This window comes from Streptomyces sp. NPDC055140 (assembly GCF_053607285.1).
In genome coordinates, this window is sequence record NZ_JBSGTG010000019.1 from 119,348 (window position 1) to 136,168 (window position 16,821).

A 16,821-nucleotide genomic window follows, 5' to 3' on the forward strand; every position below is an offset into this window, starting at 1 on the left:
ACCGTAGATGAATCCGGCGTCACCTTCAATGACCTGTGCCACGGACGGCCCGACCCGCTCGGAGCGCACGTCAGTCCTTCAGTCGCGCTGCGGCCCATGGCATCAACTCCGTTGCCAGGGACCGGCTCCAGGGCCGCACCAGGTCACGCAGCTCGGCGCAGCCGTCCCGTCCCAGGGCGGCGTAGGGCGCGGCGGCCAACCGGTCCGTGGCCTCCTCCACGGCCGATCGCCGCTCCTTCCCCTCCGCGGTGAAGGCCGGCTCGGGCCCGCTCGCGAGCCACCCTCGCGTACGCAGCCCCTCCACCGCCCCGGCCCATTCATCCGGCGACCAGGAGCGCGTCGTCCGCAGGGCCTCGGCCCCCACCGGCCCGGCCGCGGCATGGGTGACCAGCGCCTCGATGCCGCTCAGCCCGGCGTCCAGGAGCGCCGCCACATGGCCGTCTCCCCGGAATTCACGCAGCAGCGTCTGGGCATGCCACAGCACCAGATGCGGCTCGTCGGGCCAGGGCAGCGCGGCGTGCGCGGCGAACAGGGGCCGGCCGTGCAGGTGCGCCGACGTGGATTCCGCGGCTCGCCTGCCCAGCTCCGCGGCCCGCCGAAGCTCTTCCGACGCGAGAACCCCGGCCCCGAGGATCCTGCGCAGCGTCCCGTCGATGCCGGCCAGACGTGCGGCGAGGAATTCCTCGGGCGGAGCGGTCCGCCAGGCGGCGGGAAGCGCGGCCCGTACGGCCTTCGGGTTGAAGTTGTAGAAGGTGGCGATCACGACTTCAGGTGCGACCGGTCCCAGCGCCGCCGCACGGGAGGCGAAGTATCCGGGTCCGCTCTCCACTCCCAGAGCCGCGTAGGCGGCGTGTGCCTCGGGTGAGAAGTAGACCGCGCCGTGGTAGGGCTCGAGCGTCTGCCAGGTCTCGCGGGCGTAGGCAGGTGCGTGTGTCGTCGTCATGCGTGTGTCCCGTCACTGGTTCGAGGCGTTCCATGAGGCGCGGTTGCTCGGTCCCGCCGTGTCGGCTCCGGTGCGTCCGCCGTGCCCGCGTCCGCCTTCAGCAGGGCCGGATCGATCGCGCGCTTGAGGATCTTCCCGGTCGCCCCCTTCGGCAGCTCGTCCACTACGGCGACCAGATGGGGCACCTTGTAGGCGGAGAGGCGCTCCTTGGCCCAGGCGCGCAGTTCGGTCACGCCGAGGCGGGCGCCGGGCCGTACCGCGATGACGGCAGCGACCTCTTCGCCGTAGAACTCGTCGGGGACTCCTATGACGGCCGCTTCGACGATGTCGGGGTGTTCGTACAGGACCTCTTCGACCTCGCGCGGATAGACGTTGTAGCCGCCGCGGATGACGAGATCCTTCTTGCGGTCGACGATGCGCAGGTCCCCGTCGTCGTCCGTGGCACCGAGGTCGCCGGTGCGCAGCCACCCGTCGTGCAGGGCGTCGGAGGTGGCATCGGGGCGGTTCCAGTAGCCCTTCATCACGACGGGGCCCTTGATGTGCACCTCGCCGACCTGGCCGGGTGGCAGTTCATGACCGTCGTCGTCCCGTACGGATATGGCGCAGCCGGGCAGGGCCCGTCCCACGTGTCCTGGCTTCGCCGGGCGGCCCGCGAGATGGCAGGTGGCGGCGCCGGTGGTCTCGGTCAGGCCGTATCCCTCGACGATGGTGCAGCCGAACCGCTGCTCGAAGGCGCGCATCACCTCCACCGGCAGCGAGGCGCCGCCGGAGGACGCGAGGCGCAGGCCCGTGAAGTCGGCGCCCGTGTCGTCGGCGGTGCGCAGAAGGGCGTTCCACATGGTGGGTACGCCCGCGATGAACGTGGGGCGGTCGCGGCGGATCACGGCCAGCATGGTCGACGGGTGGAAGCGCTCGAGGAGGGTGAGGCTGCCGCCGGCGCGCATCGTGGTGGCCATGACGCACGCCTGGCCGAAAACGTGGAACAGGGGCAGGCCGGTCACGGCACGGTCGTCGGCAGTGATGGCGTGCACGTCGCAGAAGACCGCCGCGCACGCGTTGAGATTGCCGTGGGTGAGCTGGGCGCCCTTGGGCCGGCCTGTGGTGCCGGAGGTGTAGAGGAGAGCGGCAGTGTCGTCGTCCTCGCGCGGGTGCGCATCGAGGATCGCCGAGGCCTCGGTCGGCCGTGTTTCGACGAGACCGGGCCGCAACTCCCAGTACGGCACAGACAGTTCGTCCGCTGCCTGCTTGGGTGCCGGGGTGATCGCGTGCCAGCCCAGCACGAGCGACACTTCGGCGTCGCCCGCTATGTACGCCAACTCCCTGTACGGGGCCATGGTGTTGGCGGTGACGGCGATGGCCCCGGCGGCGAGGATCCCGTAGTAGGCGAAGGCAAACTCGGGCACGGAGGGCGCGACGAGCAGGACTCTGTCGCCGGGGCCTACGCCCTGCTCCCCCAGGCTGCCCGCGACGGCGGCGGCGCGCTCGCGCAGCCGGCCGTAGGTCCATTCCTCGCCCTCCTCCCCACGAAGGGCGATGCGGTCGGGCGTCGACGAGGCGTGGTTCCAGACTGGTGCGGCAGCGTTGGTCATGCGGGGCGACCTTCCGTGCTCACTTGGGGTCGAGGGGGCGGAATGCGGGCGCGCGGCCCTCCAGATAGCTGGCGACGCCCTCGGCGGCGTCGGGCCGGCGGAAGGCCTCCGGCATGAGCGCGTCCGCCGCGTCGGCGGCCGTGACGAAGTCGGTGTCGAGCGCTTGGAGCACCTGCCGCTTCATCATGCTCATCGATGCGGGTGAGGACCACGTGGCCAGTTCGGTGGCGTACTCGACCGCGGCGTCCAGGAGCTGGTCCGCCTCGACGACCTTGTTGACCAGACCCATTTCGTGGGCTTCCGTACCGCGCACGACCCGCCCGGAGAGCAGCAGGTCCATGGCCCGGCTCTGGCCGATGAGGCGCGGCAGCAGCCAGGCGATGCCGTACTCGGCGATCAGGCCGCGGCGCGCGAACGCCGTCGTGAACTTGGCGTCGGGTGCACTCAAGCGGATGTCGCAGTAAAGGGCCTCGACGAGGCCGAGTCCGGCCGCGGCCCCGTTGACGGCCGCGATGAGGGGCTTGCGCAGCGTCAGCGGGAACCACCGCGGGCGCTCCCTCTTCGGCATCGGGCCATCCAGCAACTCCGCTGTCGCACCGGCCTGTTGCAGGTCGTCCATGTCGGCCCCCGCGCAGAAGCCGCGGCCCGCTCCGGTCAGGACGACCGCCCGCACGCCGGGATCCGCCTCGGCTTCGTCGAGCAGTCCGAAGTAGCGTGCTTCCAGCTCGTCGGTCCAGGCGTTGAGACGCTCCGGGCGGTTGAGCGTCAGTACGAGCACGGGCCCACGCCGTTCCGACAGAACCGTCGTCGACTGGGCTGTTTGGATGCTTTCGGTCACCGTCGTGGTCTCCTCTTCAGCCGGCCCTGACCCGCCTCATGTATATTTGAACCCAACGTCAAGTTCAACACCTACAACACGCCCCTTACCGGCGTGAGTTCCTTGCGCCGGCGCAGCATGCGAACGACAGGAGCCCTGAGCACATGACGACACACATGCCGATCACCGACTGGGAGCGCGTCGCGGCACGGGATGTCACGACCAACGGCATCTCCCTGCGCGTCTTCGAGCACGGCGAGGGACGGCCGGACAGGCCCCTCGTGGTCCTGTGCCACGGCTTTCCCGAGCTGGCCTTCTCCTGGCGGCACCAGGTCCTCGCGCTCGCCGAGGCGGGATATCGCGTCCTGGTTCCCAACATGCGCGGATACGGCGGCAGCTCACGCCCCGACGATGTCGACGCCTACGACATCCTGACTCTCTGCGCCGACCTGGCCGGGCTCCTCGACGACGTCGACGCGGACGACGCCGTCTTCGTCGGGCACGACTGGGGCGCCTCCGTGGTGTGGAACATGGCCGTGATCCACCCCGAGCGGGTCCGCGCGGTGGTCGGCATGAGCGTGCCGGCGACGCCGCGCGCCCCGGCCCCGCCGCTGCCCATCCTGCGCTCACGCAACGGCGACGACTTCTACATCGTGTGGTTCCAGGAGCCGGGCGTCGCCGACCGGGCACTGAGCCAGAGCGTGCGCAGGACCCTCGTCACGAGGGAGATCTACTCGGCCAAGTGGGCCGCAAAGCCCGACGAGCAGCTGCCGCCCCCGAGCTGGCTGGGCGATGAGGAACTTACCTACTACGTCAAGACGTTCGAGGAGACCGGCTTCACCGGCGGCCTCAACTACTACCGCAACCTCGATCGCAACTGGACGCTGACCGAGCACCTGGACGGCCGCCTCATCACACAGCCGTCGCTGTTCGTCACCGGATCGAAGGACCCCGTCGGGAAGTTCATGCCCGCGCACGGGCTCGACCGGGTGCTCACCGACCTCCGTGGACACGTCGTCCTGGACGGCGCCGGCCACTGGATCCAGCAGGAGCGGCCCGCGGAAGTGAACGCCGCGCTCCTCGAGTTCCTCTCCACCCTCGGCTGATACCATCCGCTGCCACCGGTGAAGTACGTGATCGAACAAGAGTGGATGGACCTCAGTGGCTGCCCAGGCCCCGGCCGCAGACGGCGGCCAGAAACAACCCATCACGCCACGCAGCGCGCGCGGTGTCAGGACGCGTAACGCGCTGATCACCGCCGCCCGCGAGGTTTTCGAACGCGACGGATATCTGGACGCCCGGATCACGGACATCTCCAAGGCGGCCCACGTCGCCTCCGGGTCCTTCTACACGTACTTCAACAGCAAGGAAGAGATCTTCCAGGCGCTCGTCGAGCAGGTGCAGGAGGAGATGCTCCACCCGCACCTGCGCGAGCGCACCGGGATCACCGACACCCGACAGCTCATCGACGCGTCGAACCGCGAGTACCTGCGCGCGTACAAGAAGAACGCGCGCCTCATGGCGCTGTTCGAGCAAGTGGCCCAGGTCGACGAGAAGTTCATGGCGCTGCGCATCGAGCGCGGCAACGCCTTCGCGCGCCGTAACGCCAAGCTGATCCAGGCGCTGCAGGAGAGCGGCGAAGCCGACACGAGCCTGGATCCCCTCGTCACGGCGCACGCCCTGTCCGTCATGGTGAGCCGCATGGCCTACATGGTGTTCGTCCTGGGCCAGCGCATCCCTTTCGAGCGCCTCGTCACGACACTCAACAAGATCTGGGAGAACGGCCTCCAGCTCACGGCACCGGACCCGGAGCGCTGACCGCTCCGGGTCCGCCACGTACGGGACAAGCGGGTCAGAGGAAAGACGACAGACCGTCGAGGAACCTGTCCACGTCGTCGGCGGAGTTGTACGGTGCCAGGCCCACTCGCAGGGCAGGGTCCTCCAGCTTCAGGGCGGTGAAGGGCTCGTAGGCGTAGAACGAACCGGCGGGGGCCAGGACGTCGCGGGCGGCCAGATGGACCTGGGCCTCGCGGGCGTCGCGGCCTTCGATGGACATCAGAAGGGTCGGGGTACGATCGGCCGCCTTCGAGTGCAGGGTGACGGCGTCGCCCAGAGCGCGCAGCCCCGCCTCCAGCCTCGTACGCAGCGCCTTCTCGTGCTCGTGCAGGGAGCCCAGCGAATGGGCGAGCCGCTCCCTGCGGGTAGCCCCTGTGCCCGGATCGGTCGCCGCGAGGAAGTCCACGGCGGCAGTGGCGCCCGCCAGGATTTCGTAAGGCAGCGTGCCGAACTCGAAGCGCTCCGGCACGGTGTCGGCGGAAGGCACGAGCTTGTCGGGGTGGACGGTTTCGAGGAGTTCGGGCGCCGCCACGAGCACTCCGCAGTGCGGTCCGAGGAACTTGTACGGGGAGCAGACGAACAGGTCCGCCCCCAGCGCGGGCACGTCGACCAGATGGTGGGCGGCGTAGTGCACCCCGTCCACGTACACCAGGGCGCCGACCTCGTGCGCCCGGTCGGCGATCCGGCGCAGGGGCGGCTTGGTGCCCAGCACGTTCGAGGCCGCCGTGACCGCGACCAGCCGCGTCCGGGGCGACAGCGCCCGCTCGAACGAATCGAGGTCGAGCTCCGTGCTCTCGCTGTCGATCTCGATCCAGCGAACCGTCACTCCGGCGCGGTCGGCCGCCTGGGCCCAGGGCCGGACGTTGGAGTCATGGTCCAGGCGGCTGAGGACGATCTCGTCGCCGGCCTTCCAGCCCTTGGCCAGGTGACGGGAGAAGTCATACGTCAGCTGGGTGGCGCTGCGTCCGTGGACGACACCCTCGGCGGGCACATTGAGCAGGTCCGCATAGGCAGCGCGAAAGTCCGTGACAGCACGCTCGGCATTGAGCTCGGAGCGGCTGACAACCCCCCGGTTGGAGAGAGGGCCGGTCAGCGTCGCGACTATGGCATCGGCGACCGGGCGCGGGGTCTGCGTCCCGCCCGGACCGTCGAAGAAGGCGAGGCCGTGGTCCAGGGAGGGGAAGTGAGCCCGGAGAGCGGTCAGGTCGATGGCCATGGCCTCGGCTTTCTGGAGATGGAGAAAGGTCGTACGGACGGCTCACGCTGGTCGGCGACTGCGCAGGCGAACGCGTCCGTCCGCTGGTCGAGTCGACTCTGGCACCGGCAGCGGCACACGTAAAGCGATGGACGACGTGCGCGAGGGGCCGGCCGGACACACCCGTTCGGCACGAACGGTCTGCCGCGCAAGGCCAGTCGCGCGCTACGGCGGGACTCAAACCGCAGTGCCGCCCCGGTGCTTCCCGTGGGCCGGCAGGCCGTCGGCCCACGCTTGAGTGACGTTGCAGGCCGGTCCCGCCCCGCCGGGGCAGCCCGCGTGGAAGAGCATGGGAAACGGGGGCGGATTCATCGCGCCGCCCACCCGGGAAGCCACGCCCGCACGTAACGCGGGGCTCCGCGCGAGCAGCTGACATGGGCGATGAGGGCGCACCCTCCCGGTGCGTCACCCGGCCCCTGATGCGGCGACGTACTTGGCAGTGCACGCATGTTCCCCCGTGGGCTCACGCCTTACGTGTGGCCGGGGCCGCCGCTGCCGAACGAGCCGCTCGATCCCGGGGACCATCGTGGGACCTTCTGATCCGTGCTGCGTTTGCTGCCCGCATGGTGGAGTTCATAGGGCATGAGGCGCCCACTCTCGTCCTCGGCCAATGGGACCTCGTCCGGCTCCCTCATTTCCCGGATCTCGTGGACCGCCCCGCCTTCGGGCAGACGGGGCTGCTCATCGGGCCTGGGCGGCCTGAGCTCCAGCCTGCGCACCCGCATGCCGATGTTGACGGCCCATATCAGCATTCCCGAGATGAATCCACCTGCGATGAAAGCGCTGACGGCGGCGACCACCGTGTTCGCCGCGGCTATTTCGAAGTAAGCCGAGTTCATGATCGCTGAGCACCCCCTGCTCCTGACCTGTTCTCCGGCGCGCGCAACGGCACCGGATCGCCTCGGGTTACGCCAGATGATGACGCGGAGTGATCTTGCGCGAGGGGTGCGTCCTGCGCGTACCCGTTCCTTCCTCTCGAGTATCCGTCGCCGCAACGGTGAAATCGAGCCCAACCGGTCCCGGCGAGGTTCCGACAGGGTCTGTAATTAGCTCGTACACAGAGCTAAAATCATTTCATGGCCACGGATGAGCTGGCAGATTCCTTCGCCGACGTACTCGCCGCCGTGCAGCGGCTGACCCGGCGCAGGCTTCGGCACGGACTGAGCGCGCCACCGTTGCGCGGCGCCCAGGTGGAGCTGCTGCGCCTGGTGGTCGACAAGCCAGGAATTGGTGTGTCGGCCGCCGCCCGGGAGCTGCGTCTCGCCGGGAACTCGGTGTCCACGCTCGTCAACCAGCTGGTCAAGGACAGCTGGCTGCGCCGCGAGACCGATCCCTCGGACCGCAGGTCGGCGCTGCTGTACGCGACCCCGGCGGCCGCGGCCCGGTTGCGTGATTGGCAGGTCCGCCGGGGCACGTTGATGCGGGAGCAGCTGGCGGTGCTCGACCCGGCCGACCGGGCGGCGCTCGCCGCGGCGCTGCCTGCCCTGCGCAAGCTCGCCGACAACCTGCACGAGGACCGCACGCCCGTCATCCGCACAGAAGGTGAAACGCCCCACGCAGTACAGGGAGAACCGGAAGGTGCACAGGCATGAGCGAAGACCCCGCGGTCTGCTGCCGCGGACTGGAGTACGCGTTCGGTGAGACCCGGGCCGTGGACGGCCTCGATCTCACGGTCGGGCCGGGCGAGGTCTTCGGACTCCTCGGACCCAACGGCGCCGGCAAGACCACCGCGATCCGCTGCATCACCACGCTTCTGCCGGTGCCGCGCGGCCGCGTATCCGTGTTCGGCCACGACGCGGCGACCGAGCGGATGGCGGTCCGCCGACTCCTCGGGTACGTGCCGCAACAGCTGTCCGCCGACTCCGGCCTGACGGGGCGGGAGAACGTGACGCTGTTCGCCCGCGTCTTCGACGTGTCCCGGCGCGAACGGGCCCGCCGGGTGGCCCAGGCACTCGCCGCGGTCGACCTCACGGACGCCGCGGACCGGCTCGCCAAGACCTACTCGGGCGGCATGGTGCGCCGGCTGGAACTCGCGCAGGCGCTCGTGAGCGCTCCCCGCCTGCTGATCCTCGACGAACCCACCATCGGGCTCGACCCGATCGCCCGTACCAGTGTGTGGAACCACATCAACGCGGTCCGGCACGCCACCGGCATGACCGTGCTGGTCACGACCCACTACATGGACGAGGCCGACCAGTACTGCGACCGGGTCGCGCTCATGCACCGCGGACGCGTGCACGCTCTCGGTACCCCTGACGGACTCCGCCGCGACCTGCATGAGCAACGCGGCAACGCCGGATCCCAGGAGCCCTTGCCGACCTTGGAGGACGTCTTCCGCGACGTCGCCGGCCGCGGGCTCGACAGCGAAGGTGGTGACTTCCGCGATGTCCGCAGCACCCGCCGCACCGCGTCAAGGCTCGGCTGATCCGGCCGAGTTCGACCTGCTCCTCACTCCGCCCACAGCCCGTACCGGCTGGCGCGTGGCGCCTGCCCGCGTGATCGCCCTGTGCGCCGTCGAACTCCAAAAGCTCCGGCACGACCGTTCCGAGCTGTACACCCGAGCGGTCCAACCTGCCCTGTGGCTGCTGGTGTTCGGCGAGACCTTCACCCGGATCAAGGCGATCCCGACCCACGGCATCCCCTACATCGACTACCTCGCGCCTGGCATCATCGCGCAGTCCGCGATGTTCATCGCCATCTTCTACGGCATCATGATCATCTGGGAGCGGGACGCCGGCATTCTGACCAAGCTCCTGGTCACGCCCACCCCGCGCGCGGCACTCATCACGGGCAAGGCCTTCGCCGCCGGGGTCAAGGCGCTGATCCAGGCCGTCGTCGTGATCGTCATCGCGGCACTCCTCGGCGTCGCCCTGACCTGGAACCCGCTGCGCCTGCTCGGCGTGGCCGTCGCGGTGGTGCTCGGCTCGGCGTTCTTCTCCTGCCTGTCGATGACCATCGCCGGCATCGTCCTCACCCGGGACCGCCTGATGGGCATCGGCCAGGCCATCACCATGCCGCTCTTCTTCGCGTCCAACGCCCTCTACCCGGTCGCACTCATGCCGGGCTGGCTCCAGGCGATCAGCCGGGTCAATCCGCTCACCTACCAAGTCGACGCGCTACGCGGCCTGTTGTTGGGCACACCGTCACATCTCCCCCTGGACTACGCCGTCCTCGCAGTGGCCGCCGCGCTCGGCATCGTGGCCGCCTCCTCGCTGCTGCCCCGACTGGCCAGGTAGTCCGACGGCGCCGCCCCTCCAGGGACCTGGTCGCGCGAGCCGGTACCCGGCGGGCGAAATCGGCGCTGCCGCCGTAACGTCGAAATATGTCTGTGAATCTCGTAGTGCTTGGCAAAGAGGGGCAGACCTCGGAGCACGAGGGCGAGGTGCTGCACTTCGTCGACGGCAAGGAAGGCCAGTTCTCGTACTCGATCGACGCCGGCGCGCTGCTCGTATGGAAGGCGGACCCCGCTGCCGCCACGAGGGTCGAGGTGGCCTACTCCCCCCATGCGTGGATCAAGGCGAGCGGGGCGCGCAAGGACAGTTGACCAGCGGGCCGGCCGGACGTGGTGAGCGCGCGTCCGGGGCTCCTCGCTCGACCCGACCTCCCGGCGTTCACTCCCTTCCACACCTCACCTATTCCTGATAGGAACACTCCTAACAGGTATAGCAGCACGGTGCTGAAGTGAGGGAACCCTGGCATGCTCCGACTTGGAATGATGGCGCCGTTCACCGACGGCCTGATCACCTCGGGCGGCTTCCTCCGCGACCTCGCGGGCACGCTCGAGGAGTGCGGCGTCGAGTCACTGTGGACGGTCGAGCACGTCGCCGTCGCCGAACGCTACGAACCGCTCTATCCGTACTCCAACGACGGCCGGATACCCGGTAGTTCGGGCGCGGTACCCATGCCCGACCCGCTGGAGACCATCGCCTTCCTCGCCGGAGCTTCGAGCTCCCTGCGGTTCGGTACGGCGATGATCGTCGCCCCGCTGCACAGCCCGGTGGTCCTGGCCAAACGCGCCGCGACGATCGACCGCCACTCCGACGGGCGGCTGATGCTGGGCCTCGGCATCGGCTGGCAGAAGGAGGAGTACGCCGCCGTCGGCGTGCCCTACAAGGATCGGGGGCAACGGCTCGAGGAGTGTGTCGGCGCGATGCGCGCGCTGTGGGGCAGCGGCCCCGCCTCCTACCAGGGGCGGCACGTCTCCTTCGAGGGCCTGCACTCGCTGCCGCGTCCTGCCGGCGGGACCGTGCCCGTGGTGCTGGGCGGGAACAGCGATCCCGCCGTCCGACGCGCGGGCCGGATCGGCGACGGATGGTTCCCCTACACGATCACTCCCGAGGACTTCGCCCGCCAGGCCGATCTGCTGCGCGAGGCCGCGCGCGGGGAGGGCCGGCTGGAGGGCGCCGTGGAGATCACGGTGTGGCCGGGCTCCTGCGACCGTGAGCGCGCCGGGGACCCCTCATGGGTACGGGGCTTCGTCGACGCGGGCGCGACGCGCCTCGTCATCGCTCCACATATCCGCGGCTCGGACGGCCTTTCTGGCCCACGGGGTCTGGACGCGTTGCGCGAACAGATCGACCGGTACCGGGCCGAAGTACTGGAGAAGCTGTCATGAGCGGGGTCCAGGTTCTCGACGTCGTCCTCCTCGCGGGCGATGACGTCGATGAGTGGCTGCGACGCTGGCGCGCGGAGTATCTGCCGGGTGCCGCGGGCCGGGGCATGGTCGAAGAACGTCTGTGGCGCGCCTGGACGGGGCCTGACACCGTGGCGGTCCGGATCCTGTGGTCGCTGTCGGACAGCGGTGCGTTCTTCGCCGCGCGCGCCGCGGCCGGCGCCGACCCCCGGGTCGCGGCGTTCTGGGCGTACACGGACGAGATCGCGCTGGACCGCGATCGTCATGTACTGGAGCCGGTCGCCCGTGTTCGCGAGGAGGTGGCGCCATGACCCGCTGGGTGACTCTGTTGCCGGACGACAACACCGACGCGTACAGCAAGGCCGCCGCAGGGCCCGGCGTCCTGGGCGGCTCCGCGGCTGCCGATCTGCCGGGCAGTTTCGGCGGCACCGGCGCCACATGGGACGTGACGGCGGAACGGACTCCCGCCGACATCGCCGCGGAGGCCGGGCTGCCGGAGCCCCTCGACACGGTCGCTCTCGCGCCGGTGCGCGGGGGGTACGTGCCCCTGCGCGGCCCGCGCGTGAAACGCACACTGCTGCTCGCGGTGCGCCCCGGTACACCCGGCGCTCTCGTCGGGCAGCTGGAAGCGGATCTCATGGCGATGCCCGAGCACATCTCCACCATCCGCTCCTGGTCTCTGAGCAGGGTGGACCAGACGCTCACGCCCTCCCACTGGACCCACGTCTGGGAGCAGGAGTACGCGGACGTGCAGGGGTTGACCGGCGAGTATCTCGGCCACCCCTTCCACTGGACGTGCGTGGACCGGTGGTTCGACGGCGAGATTCCGGGCGCCGGGATCGTGGAGCCGCGCCTGGTCCACGTCTTCCGCTGGACCCGGGAGCCGGTCCTGGCCTCCCACTGAGGCCAGGACCTTGACAGTGGGGGCCTCAGCCGGCGACGTAGGCGATGAGTTCGGCCATGTTGCCGGTGTAGGCGGACGTCGTGATGCCCTCGGCGCTGGCGTGCGCCTGGTAAGGCGGCTCGGCGGGCGGAGATGCGGGGTCGTACGGCGAGGTGTCGTACAGGTCGCCCACGTGCTTGCTCATGTAGGCCGTGCCCTCGTACGGCGTGGCAGGCGCCGGGCCGAGGTACGGGTTGGTGGTGGTGCCGATCGGGGTGATCCAGTGGTCCTTGGGACCGAGGCCGTCCACGAGGGCGCTCGCCTGGTCCTCGGTCACCTCGGGCAGGGCCGGGTCGGCGCCTCGGAACAGGTCGGTCAGGTCGAGGTCGCGAACGGTCAACCACCCGGGACTGAAAGTCCCGGGCTTGCACAACGGGCGCCACTGGCTGTGGTGCTGCGTTTGCGTCCTGTCCCACGCCCGGTGTTCGGGGGTGGGTCTGGGGCGGTTGACTGCACCCCGCGTCGCCACAACTCTTCCGCACGGTGACGGATGTTGCGGGAGCCGTTCCAGTCCGCATGTGCAACGACACCGCAGGACCGGCATACGAAACGGGCCTGACTGGCCCGGTTCGCCTTGTCGATGTGCCCACATTCGGCGCAGGTGCGGGAGGTGTACGCCGCATCGACGTGCGCTGGGTGGCGTGATACGCGTCGAGGAGGCTGCGGCCGACGCTGGGCGTGCCGGGCGGCTGGACCCAGCACATGGTCCGCTTCGCCTCCATCTCCCCCCACGTGGTGGAGAGATCGGGGAGATAGCCCCAGACGTACGCACCGCGGTAGGACACGTGCTCGTCCATGAAGGCCGCAGCGCGGCGCATGGCTCGCGCGGCGTCAGTCCGGCCACTGCCGGTGCGTGACCTTGCCGGGTGTGTGGAGGGCCGGGACGCGGCCGACGCGATGCCGGGCCGCAGCCCGGCCAGCGCTCCCACGGCGGGTGCTGCGGCGAGCCGGGCGAAGGTGCGTCCGGACATGCGCGTTGTCAACGGTGTCGCCTCCAGGCATGACGGATGCGCGTGGTGGGGGCGCCGGTGGCACGGCGGCGACCCACAACTCGGGTGTCAGGGAAGGGAAATGTCGTCGGGGCACAGGCCTATCACCCGCCGTTCGGGACCCTCAAGAGTTCGTAGTAGTGAAAGTTGTTCATGTACTCGATCAACTCGCTTATCAAACCAGGCATTTGACCTGCTTCGTACTCCAAACCTCCATCAAAATTCACGTACATAAACTCAAACGATCTGCCGCAGAGGTATTGCCCTCACAGGCCGGGCTCTCCTAAAGTCACGCACGCCGCCAGTCGAATCGATTCGACGAATCGCTTCGACGACCAGAGCGGACAGCGCCGCCGCCCGAGCGGCCGGAACCAGCACGACCAGGACCAGACCGCAAAGGAGCGGGAATGGCCACGATCAAAGACGTCGCCGAACGGGCGGGCGTCGCGCCCAGCACCGTCAGTTACGTCCTCAGCGGCTCCCGCAAGATCTCCGAGGACACCCGGCGTGCGGTGCAGGCTGCCATCGCCGAGCTCGGCTACCACCCGCGGGCCAGCGCCCGCACACTGCGCAGCGCCCGCAGCGACGTCCTGGCCCTGGCCGTCCCCCGCGTGCCCGGCGAATACCGGGCGGTGGACGGCCGGTTCGCCATCGACATCAGCGATGCCGCCCGCAGCCACGGCTACGACCTGCTGCTGATGACCGACCTGGACGGGGTCGGCGGGCTGCGCCGGGTGGCCGGCAGCGGACTGGCGGACGCGGCGGTCCTGATGGCCGTGGAGGAGCAGGACCCCCGCATCGGCGCCATGCGTGAACTGGGCTTCCCCACCGCGCTGCTCGGCCGCGGCGACGACGACTCGGCGCTGCCCTGGGTCGACCTCGCCTGGGAGGCCGCCGTCGCCCTCGCCCTGCGCGAGACCGCCGCGGCCGGCCACCGGCACATCGCCTTCGTCGCCTCGGCCGAGCACGAGATCGCGGCCCGCCGCGGCTACGCAGTGCACGGCCTCGACGGCGCCCGGCGGGCCGCGAAGGAGACCGGTGCGGACATCCGGGTGCACCTCTCGAACGGCGACCCGGACGTACTGCGGCGCCGCGTACGCGAGATGTTGAGCTCGCGGCCTGCCCCGACCGCGCTGGTCGTCCAGCACCTGCACCGCCTCCCCCATCTGCTGGCCGAGGTGGCCGCGGCCGGGCTACGGGTCCCCGAGGACCTCGCCGTCGTGCCCGTCGGCACCCTCCCCGACGACCTGGGCGGTCGGATCCTGCCGCGCATCGAACTGCCCGTCGCGGAGATGTCCCTGGCAGTCGTCGAACTCGCGGTCAAGGCGATCGCCGCGGCTACCGGCACGCGGACCGGGAACCATCCGGCCCCCGGCCTCCCCCCTCACCGTCTGATCGCGCCCCAGATGGCGCCCGGGCTCACCATCGCGCCGCCGAAAATGCATCCCTGAGCGCCTTGTCGGCAAAGCGGCGGCCGCAAGCCGCGCACCTCGGCATGGAAACCGCTCACGAGACGCCCCCCGACGCACTGACGCGCACGATCCCCGAGCCGCACGTCAAGGCCATCAACTCCCCAAGCCGCAGCCCCGATTGGAGAACCGCTCGTGCACTCCCGCGCACAGCGCAGACTGCCACCCGCCATAGCCGCAAGCCTGGCGATTGCCACGGCCGCGTCGCTGGGCCTCACCGGGTGCGCCGCCACACCGGACGCCGACACCGTCACCGTGCTCAACTCGGCCACGGACACCGCCGAACACACCGCCAACCAGAAGTTCTTCGACCGCTGCGCGAGGCCCCTCGGGCTGAAGGTCGAGCAGATCAGTGTGCCCGCGGACCAGGTTGCCTCGAAGGCGCTCCGGATGGCCTCGTCCAAGTCGCTCACCGACATCCTGGAGCTCGACGGGTCCGAGCTGCCGCAGTTCGCCGGGACCGAGGGCCTGCGCCCACTGAAGGACGTCGGCGTCGACACCTCCGGATTCTCCGGCAGCGCCACCTCCCTCGGCTCGTACGACGGCACCCAGTACGGCATCGCACGCTCCGTCAACTCCCTGGCCCTGATCTACAACACCGAGCTCCTCAAGAAGGCCGGGGTCGAACCGCCCACCACCTGGGCCGAGCTGAAGACCGCCGCGAAGAAGATGACTCACGGCAGCACCTACGGGATGGCCTTCAGCGCCGGCCCCAACGCCGACGGGGTGTACCAGTTCCTTCCGTTCTTCTGGTCCGGCGGCGGTGACGAGGCGAAGCTCGACAACGGCAAGGGCGAGGCCGCACTCCAGCTGTGGAAGGACCTGGTCACGGACGGGTCCGCCTCGAAGTCCGTCGTCAGCTGGAACCAGCAGGACGTCAACGACCAGTTCGTGGCCGGCCGCGCCGCCATGATGATCAACGGTCCGTGGCAGGTGCCGGTGCTCAGCGCGCAGAAGAAGGTGGACTGGGCGGTCGCCCGCATCCCGGTGCCCGAGGCGGGACAGGACGCGATCCCACCGATCGGCGGCACCGTGATGGCAGTGCCGAAGAACGAGGACAGCGCCCGCGAGAAGAACGCGGGGAAGATCCTCAACTGCCTCAACACCCGGAAGAACCAGCTTCAGTGGGGCGAGTCGGTCAACAACGTACCCACCCGGGCCGCCGCCGCGCGGGCCTACGCCGAGCAGAACCCCAAGCTCGCCGCCTTCGCCGACCTCGTCACCACCGCCCGCTCCCGCACCGCCGAGGTCGGCACCCGCTGGCCGGTGGTCGGGGACGCGCTCGCGGGCGCCTTCCAGTCGGTGCTGACCGGCAGGACCAGTCCCGAACAGGCCCTGCACCGCGCCCAGCAACAGGCCTCCACGGGGAAGTGAGGAACCGGACATGAGCACCTTCGCCTCCACCGCCCCGGCCAAGACCTCCGGCTCCTCGGCCGCCCCCGCAAGGGCCGACTCCGGCACCCGCCGCCGCGGGCTGCTCCAGTGGCTCTTCGTCGCCCCCGCGCTCGCCTACATGGCCCTCTTCTTCGGCTACCCGCTCATCCGCAACATCGTGATGAGCTTCCAGCACTACACGCCCAAGACGTATTTCACCGGCGAGGCCCCGTTCAACGGCCTGGACAACTGGCGGGCCGTCTTCGCCGACGAGCTGTTCGCCGGCTCCCTGTGGCACACGGCGCTCTTCACGCTCGGCTCCCTGCTCGGCCAGTTCACCATCGGCCTGGCCCTCGCCGTCTTCTTCTCCCGCCGCTTCCGGCTCTCCGGCTTCGTCCGCGCGATCCTGCTGCTGCCCTGGCTGGTGCCCATGGTCGTGTCGGCCGTCGTCTGGCGGCGCATCCTCGACCAGGACCACGGGATGCTCAACAGCGCCCTGCACGCCGTCGGCCTGACCGAGGGCGGCGTGCCGTGGCTGAACAGCCCCGGCGTGGCCCTGCTGTCGGCGATCCTGGTCAACATCTGGATCGGCATCCCGTTCAACATGGTGATTCTCTACGGCGGCCTCCAGGAGATCCCGCGCGAGCTCTACGAGGCGGCGTCTCTCGACGGGGCGAGCCCCTGGCGGACCTTCCGCAGCGTCACCCTGCCGATGCTGCGCCCGGTCGTCACCGTCGTCCTCGTCCTGGGCTTCATGTCCACGGTGAAGATCCTCGACCTGATCCTGGCGCTGACCTCGGGCGGGCCCGCGGACTCCACGCAGACCCTGGGCACTGTCACCTACCAACTGTCGTTCCTCCAGCTCGACTTCGGCCAGGGCGCCGTCGTGGGCAACGTCCTCATCCTCATCAGTGCGGTCTTCGCCGTGCTGTACCTACGGGCCAACCGCGCCGACTTCGGCAAGGGGGAGTGA

At 69.9% G+C, this 16,821-nt stretch carries 19 protein-coding genes; 12 read left to right on the plus strand and 7 right to left on the minus strand.

Annotated elements, in window-relative coordinates; all coding sequences use genetic code 11:
* Positions 1–70: 70 nt before the first annotated feature.
* Genes ACWFR4_RS31175 through ACWFR4_RS31185 form a run of 3 tightly spaced genes read right to left on the minus strand, consistent with a single transcriptional unit; the run spans position 71 to position 3,370 of the window.
* Positions 71–943 (minus strand): SCO6745 family protein, encoded by an 873-nt coding sequence (locus ACWFR4_RS31175; protein WP_453469329.1) that lies wholly within the window; start codon positions 941–943, stop codon positions 71–73.
* The gene (locus tag ACWFR4_RS31180; RefSeq protein WP_453655543.1) at positions 940–2,532 is read right to left on the minus strand and encodes a long-chain-fatty-acid--CoA ligase; all 1,593 of its coding nucleotides are present in this window, start codon (positions 2,530–2,532) and stop codon (positions 940–942) included. The genes ACWFR4_RS31175 and ACWFR4_RS31180 overlap by 4 nt, the downstream gene beginning before the upstream one ends.
* A 19-nt stretch (positions 2,533–2,551) precedes the next feature.
* The gene (locus ACWFR4_RS31185; RefSeq protein ID WP_453655544.1) at positions 2,552–3,370 is read right to left on the minus strand and encodes an enoyl-CoA hydratase-related protein; all 819 of its coding nucleotides are present in this window, start codon (positions 3,368–3,370) and stop codon (positions 2,552–2,554) included.
* A 143-nt stretch (positions 3,371–3,513) separates the two neighbouring features.
* Between ACWFR4_RS31185 and ACWFR4_RS31190 the strand changes: the two genes are divergently transcribed.
* Entirely contained in the window at positions 3,514–4,455 is a 942-nt protein-coding gene (locus ACWFR4_RS31190; protein ID WP_453655545.1) for an alpha/beta fold hydrolase, read from the plus strand.
* A gap of 55 nt (positions 4,456–4,510) precedes the next feature.
* On the plus strand, positions 4,511–5,167 hold the full coding sequence (locus tag ACWFR4_RS31195; protein ID WP_453655546.1) for a TetR/AcrR family transcriptional regulator: 657 nt from the start codon (positions 4,511–4,513) through the stop codon (positions 5,165–5,167).
* A gap of 34 nt (positions 5,168–5,201) precedes the next feature.
* Here ACWFR4_RS31195 and ACWFR4_RS31200 read toward each other — a convergent pair whose 3' ends face one another.
* Together ACWFR4_RS31200 and ACWFR4_RS31205 are read right to left on the minus strand one after the other, a co-directional pair.
* Complete coding sequence (locus tag ACWFR4_RS31200; protein WP_453655547.1) at positions 5,202–6,401, minus strand: cysteine desulfurase-like protein; 1,200 nt, start codon at positions 6,399–6,401, stop codon at positions 5,202–5,204.
* Positions 6,402–6,910: 509 nt separating this feature from the next.
* Positions 6,911–7,279 carry a DUF6479 family protein gene (locus tag ACWFR4_RS31205; RefSeq protein ID WP_453468540.1) on the minus strand — a complete coding sequence of 123 codons (369 nt, stop codon included), beginning with the start codon at positions 7,277–7,279 and terminating at the stop codon, positions 6,911–6,913.
* Between the two features lie 237 nt (positions 7,280–7,516).
* Here ACWFR4_RS31205 and ACWFR4_RS31210 point away from each other — a divergent pair, with 237 nt between their 5' ends.
* The 7 genes from ACWFR4_RS31210 (at position 7,517) to ACWFR4_RS31240 (ending at position 11,977) form a co-directional block, all read left to right on the plus strand.
* Positions 7,517–8,032: a MarR family winged helix-turn-helix transcriptional regulator gene (locus ACWFR4_RS31210; protein WP_453468541.1), complete on the plus strand. Its 516-nt coding sequence runs from the start codon at positions 7,517–7,519 to the stop codon at positions 8,030–8,032.
* The gene (locus ACWFR4_RS31215) at positions 8,029–8,865 is read left to right on the plus strand and encodes an ABC transporter ATP-binding protein (RefSeq protein WP_453468542.1); all 837 of its coding nucleotides are present in this window, start codon (positions 8,029–8,031) and stop codon (positions 8,863–8,865) included. Before ACWFR4_RS31210 ends, ACWFR4_RS31215 begins: the two co-directional genes overlap by 4 nt.
* On the plus strand, positions 8,825–9,676 hold the full coding sequence (locus tag ACWFR4_RS31220) for an ABC transporter permease (protein WP_453655548.1): 852 nt from the start codon (positions 8,825–8,827) through the stop codon (positions 9,674–9,676). Before ACWFR4_RS31215 ends, ACWFR4_RS31220 begins: the two co-directional genes overlap by 41 nt.
* An 86-nt stretch (positions 9,677–9,762) precedes the next feature.
* Entirely contained in the window at positions 9,763–9,984 is a 222-nt protein-coding gene (locus ACWFR4_RS31225) for a hypothetical protein (RefSeq protein WP_453468544.1), read from the plus strand.
* A 153-nt stretch (positions 9,985–10,137) separates the two neighbouring features.
* A complete protein-coding gene (locus ACWFR4_RS31230; protein WP_453655549.1) occupies positions 10,138–11,055 on the plus strand; it encodes an LLM class F420-dependent oxidoreductase in 918 nt (305 codons plus the stop codon).
* The gene (locus ACWFR4_RS31235) at positions 11,052–11,384 is read left to right on the plus strand and encodes a hypothetical protein (protein ID WP_453468546.1); all 333 of its coding nucleotides are present in this window, start codon (positions 11,052–11,054) and stop codon (positions 11,382–11,384) included. Before ACWFR4_RS31230 ends, ACWFR4_RS31235 begins: the two co-directional genes overlap by 4 nt.
* Complete coding sequence (locus ACWFR4_RS31240) at positions 11,381–11,977, plus strand: Dabb family protein (protein ID WP_453468547.1); 597 nt, start codon at positions 11,381–11,383, stop codon at positions 11,975–11,977. The genes ACWFR4_RS31235 and ACWFR4_RS31240 overlap by 4 nt, the downstream gene beginning before the upstream one ends.
* A gap of 25 nt (positions 11,978–12,002) precedes the next feature.
* On the opposite strand, the gene ACWFR4_RS31245 is transcribed toward ACWFR4_RS31240, so the two are convergent.
* Entirely contained in the window at positions 12,003–12,356 is a 354-nt protein-coding gene (locus tag ACWFR4_RS31245; RefSeq protein ID WP_453468548.1) for a hypothetical protein, read from the minus strand.
* Positions 12,353–12,748 carry a zinc ribbon domain-containing protein gene (locus tag ACWFR4_RS31250; RefSeq protein ID WP_453655550.1) on the minus strand — a complete coding sequence of 132 codons (396 nt, stop codon included), beginning with the start codon at positions 12,746–12,748 and terminating at the stop codon, positions 12,353–12,355. Before ACWFR4_RS31250 ends, ACWFR4_RS31245 begins: the two co-directional genes overlap by 4 nt.
* Positions 12,749–13,412: 664 nt before the next feature.
* Between ACWFR4_RS31250 and ACWFR4_RS31255 the strand changes: the two genes are divergently transcribed.
* The 3 genes from ACWFR4_RS31255 (at position 13,413) to ACWFR4_RS31265 (ending at position 16,821) form a co-directional block, all read left to right on the plus strand.
* Positions 13,413–14,456: a LacI family DNA-binding transcriptional regulator gene (locus ACWFR4_RS31255; RefSeq protein ID WP_453655551.1), complete on the plus strand. Its 1,044-nt coding sequence runs from the start codon at positions 13,413–13,415 to the stop codon at positions 14,454–14,456.
* A gap of 153 nt (positions 14,457–14,609) precedes the next feature.
* A complete protein-coding gene (locus tag ACWFR4_RS31260) occupies positions 14,610–15,848 on the plus strand; it encodes an ABC transporter substrate-binding protein (RefSeq protein ID WP_453655552.1) in 1,239 nt (412 codons plus the stop codon).
* 10 nt (positions 15,849–15,858) lie between these two features.
* A complete protein-coding gene (locus tag ACWFR4_RS31265; RefSeq protein ID WP_453469455.1) occupies positions 15,859–16,821 on the plus strand; it encodes a carbohydrate ABC transporter permease in 963 nt (320 codons plus the stop codon).

Coding starts and splice junctions, on each gene's coding strand:
- ACWFR4_RS31265 (WP_453469455.1), top strand. CDS start 15,859: ATGAGCACCTTCGCCTCCACCGCCCCGGCCAAGACCTCCGGCTCCTCG.
- ACWFR4_RS31210 (WP_453468541.1), top strand. CDS start 7,517: ATGGCCACGGATGAGCTGGCAGATTCCTTCGCCGACGTACTCGCCGCC.
- ACWFR4_RS31225 (WP_453468544.1), top strand. CDS start 9,763: ATGTCTGTGAATCTCGTAGTGCTTGGCAAAGAGGGGCAGACCTCGGAG.
- ACWFR4_RS31180 (WP_453655543.1), bottom strand. CDS start 2,532: ATGACCAACGCTGCCGCACCAGTCTGGAACCACGCCTCGTCGACGCCC.
- ACWFR4_RS31205 (WP_453468540.1), bottom strand. CDS start 7,279: ATGAACTCGGCTTACTTCGAAATAGCCGCGGCGAACACGGTGGTCGCC.
- ACWFR4_RS31215 (WP_453468542.1), top strand. CDS start 8,029: ATGAGCGAAGACCCCGCGGTCTGCTGCCGCGGACTGGAGTACGCGTTC.
- ACWFR4_RS31220 (WP_453655548.1), top strand. CDS start 8,825: ATGTCCGCAGCACCCGCCGCACCGCGTCAAGGCTCGGCTGATCCGGCC.
- ACWFR4_RS31240 (WP_453468547.1), top strand. CDS start 11,381: ATGACCCGCTGGGTGACTCTGTTGCCGGACGACAACACCGACGCGTAC.
- ACWFR4_RS31255 (WP_453655551.1), top strand. CDS start 13,413: ATGGCCACGATCAAAGACGTCGCCGAACGGGCGGGCGTCGCGCCCAGC.
- ACWFR4_RS31235 (WP_453468546.1), top strand. CDS start 11,052: ATGAGCGGGGTCCAGGTTCTCGACGTCGTCCTCCTCGCGGGCGATGAC.
- ACWFR4_RS31230 (WP_453655549.1), top strand. CDS start 10,138: ATGCTCCGACTTGGAATGATGGCGCCGTTCACCGACGGCCTGATCACC.
- ACWFR4_RS31200 (WP_453655547.1), bottom strand. CDS start 6,401: ATGGCCATCGACCTGACCGCTCTCCGGGCTCACTTCCCCTCCCTGGAC.
- ACWFR4_RS31190 (WP_453655545.1), top strand. CDS start 3,514: ATGACGACACACATGCCGATCACCGACTGGGAGCGCGTCGCGGCACGG.
- ACWFR4_RS31175 (WP_453469329.1), bottom strand. CDS start 943: ATGACGACGACACACGCACCTGCCTACGCCCGCGAGACCTGGCAGACG.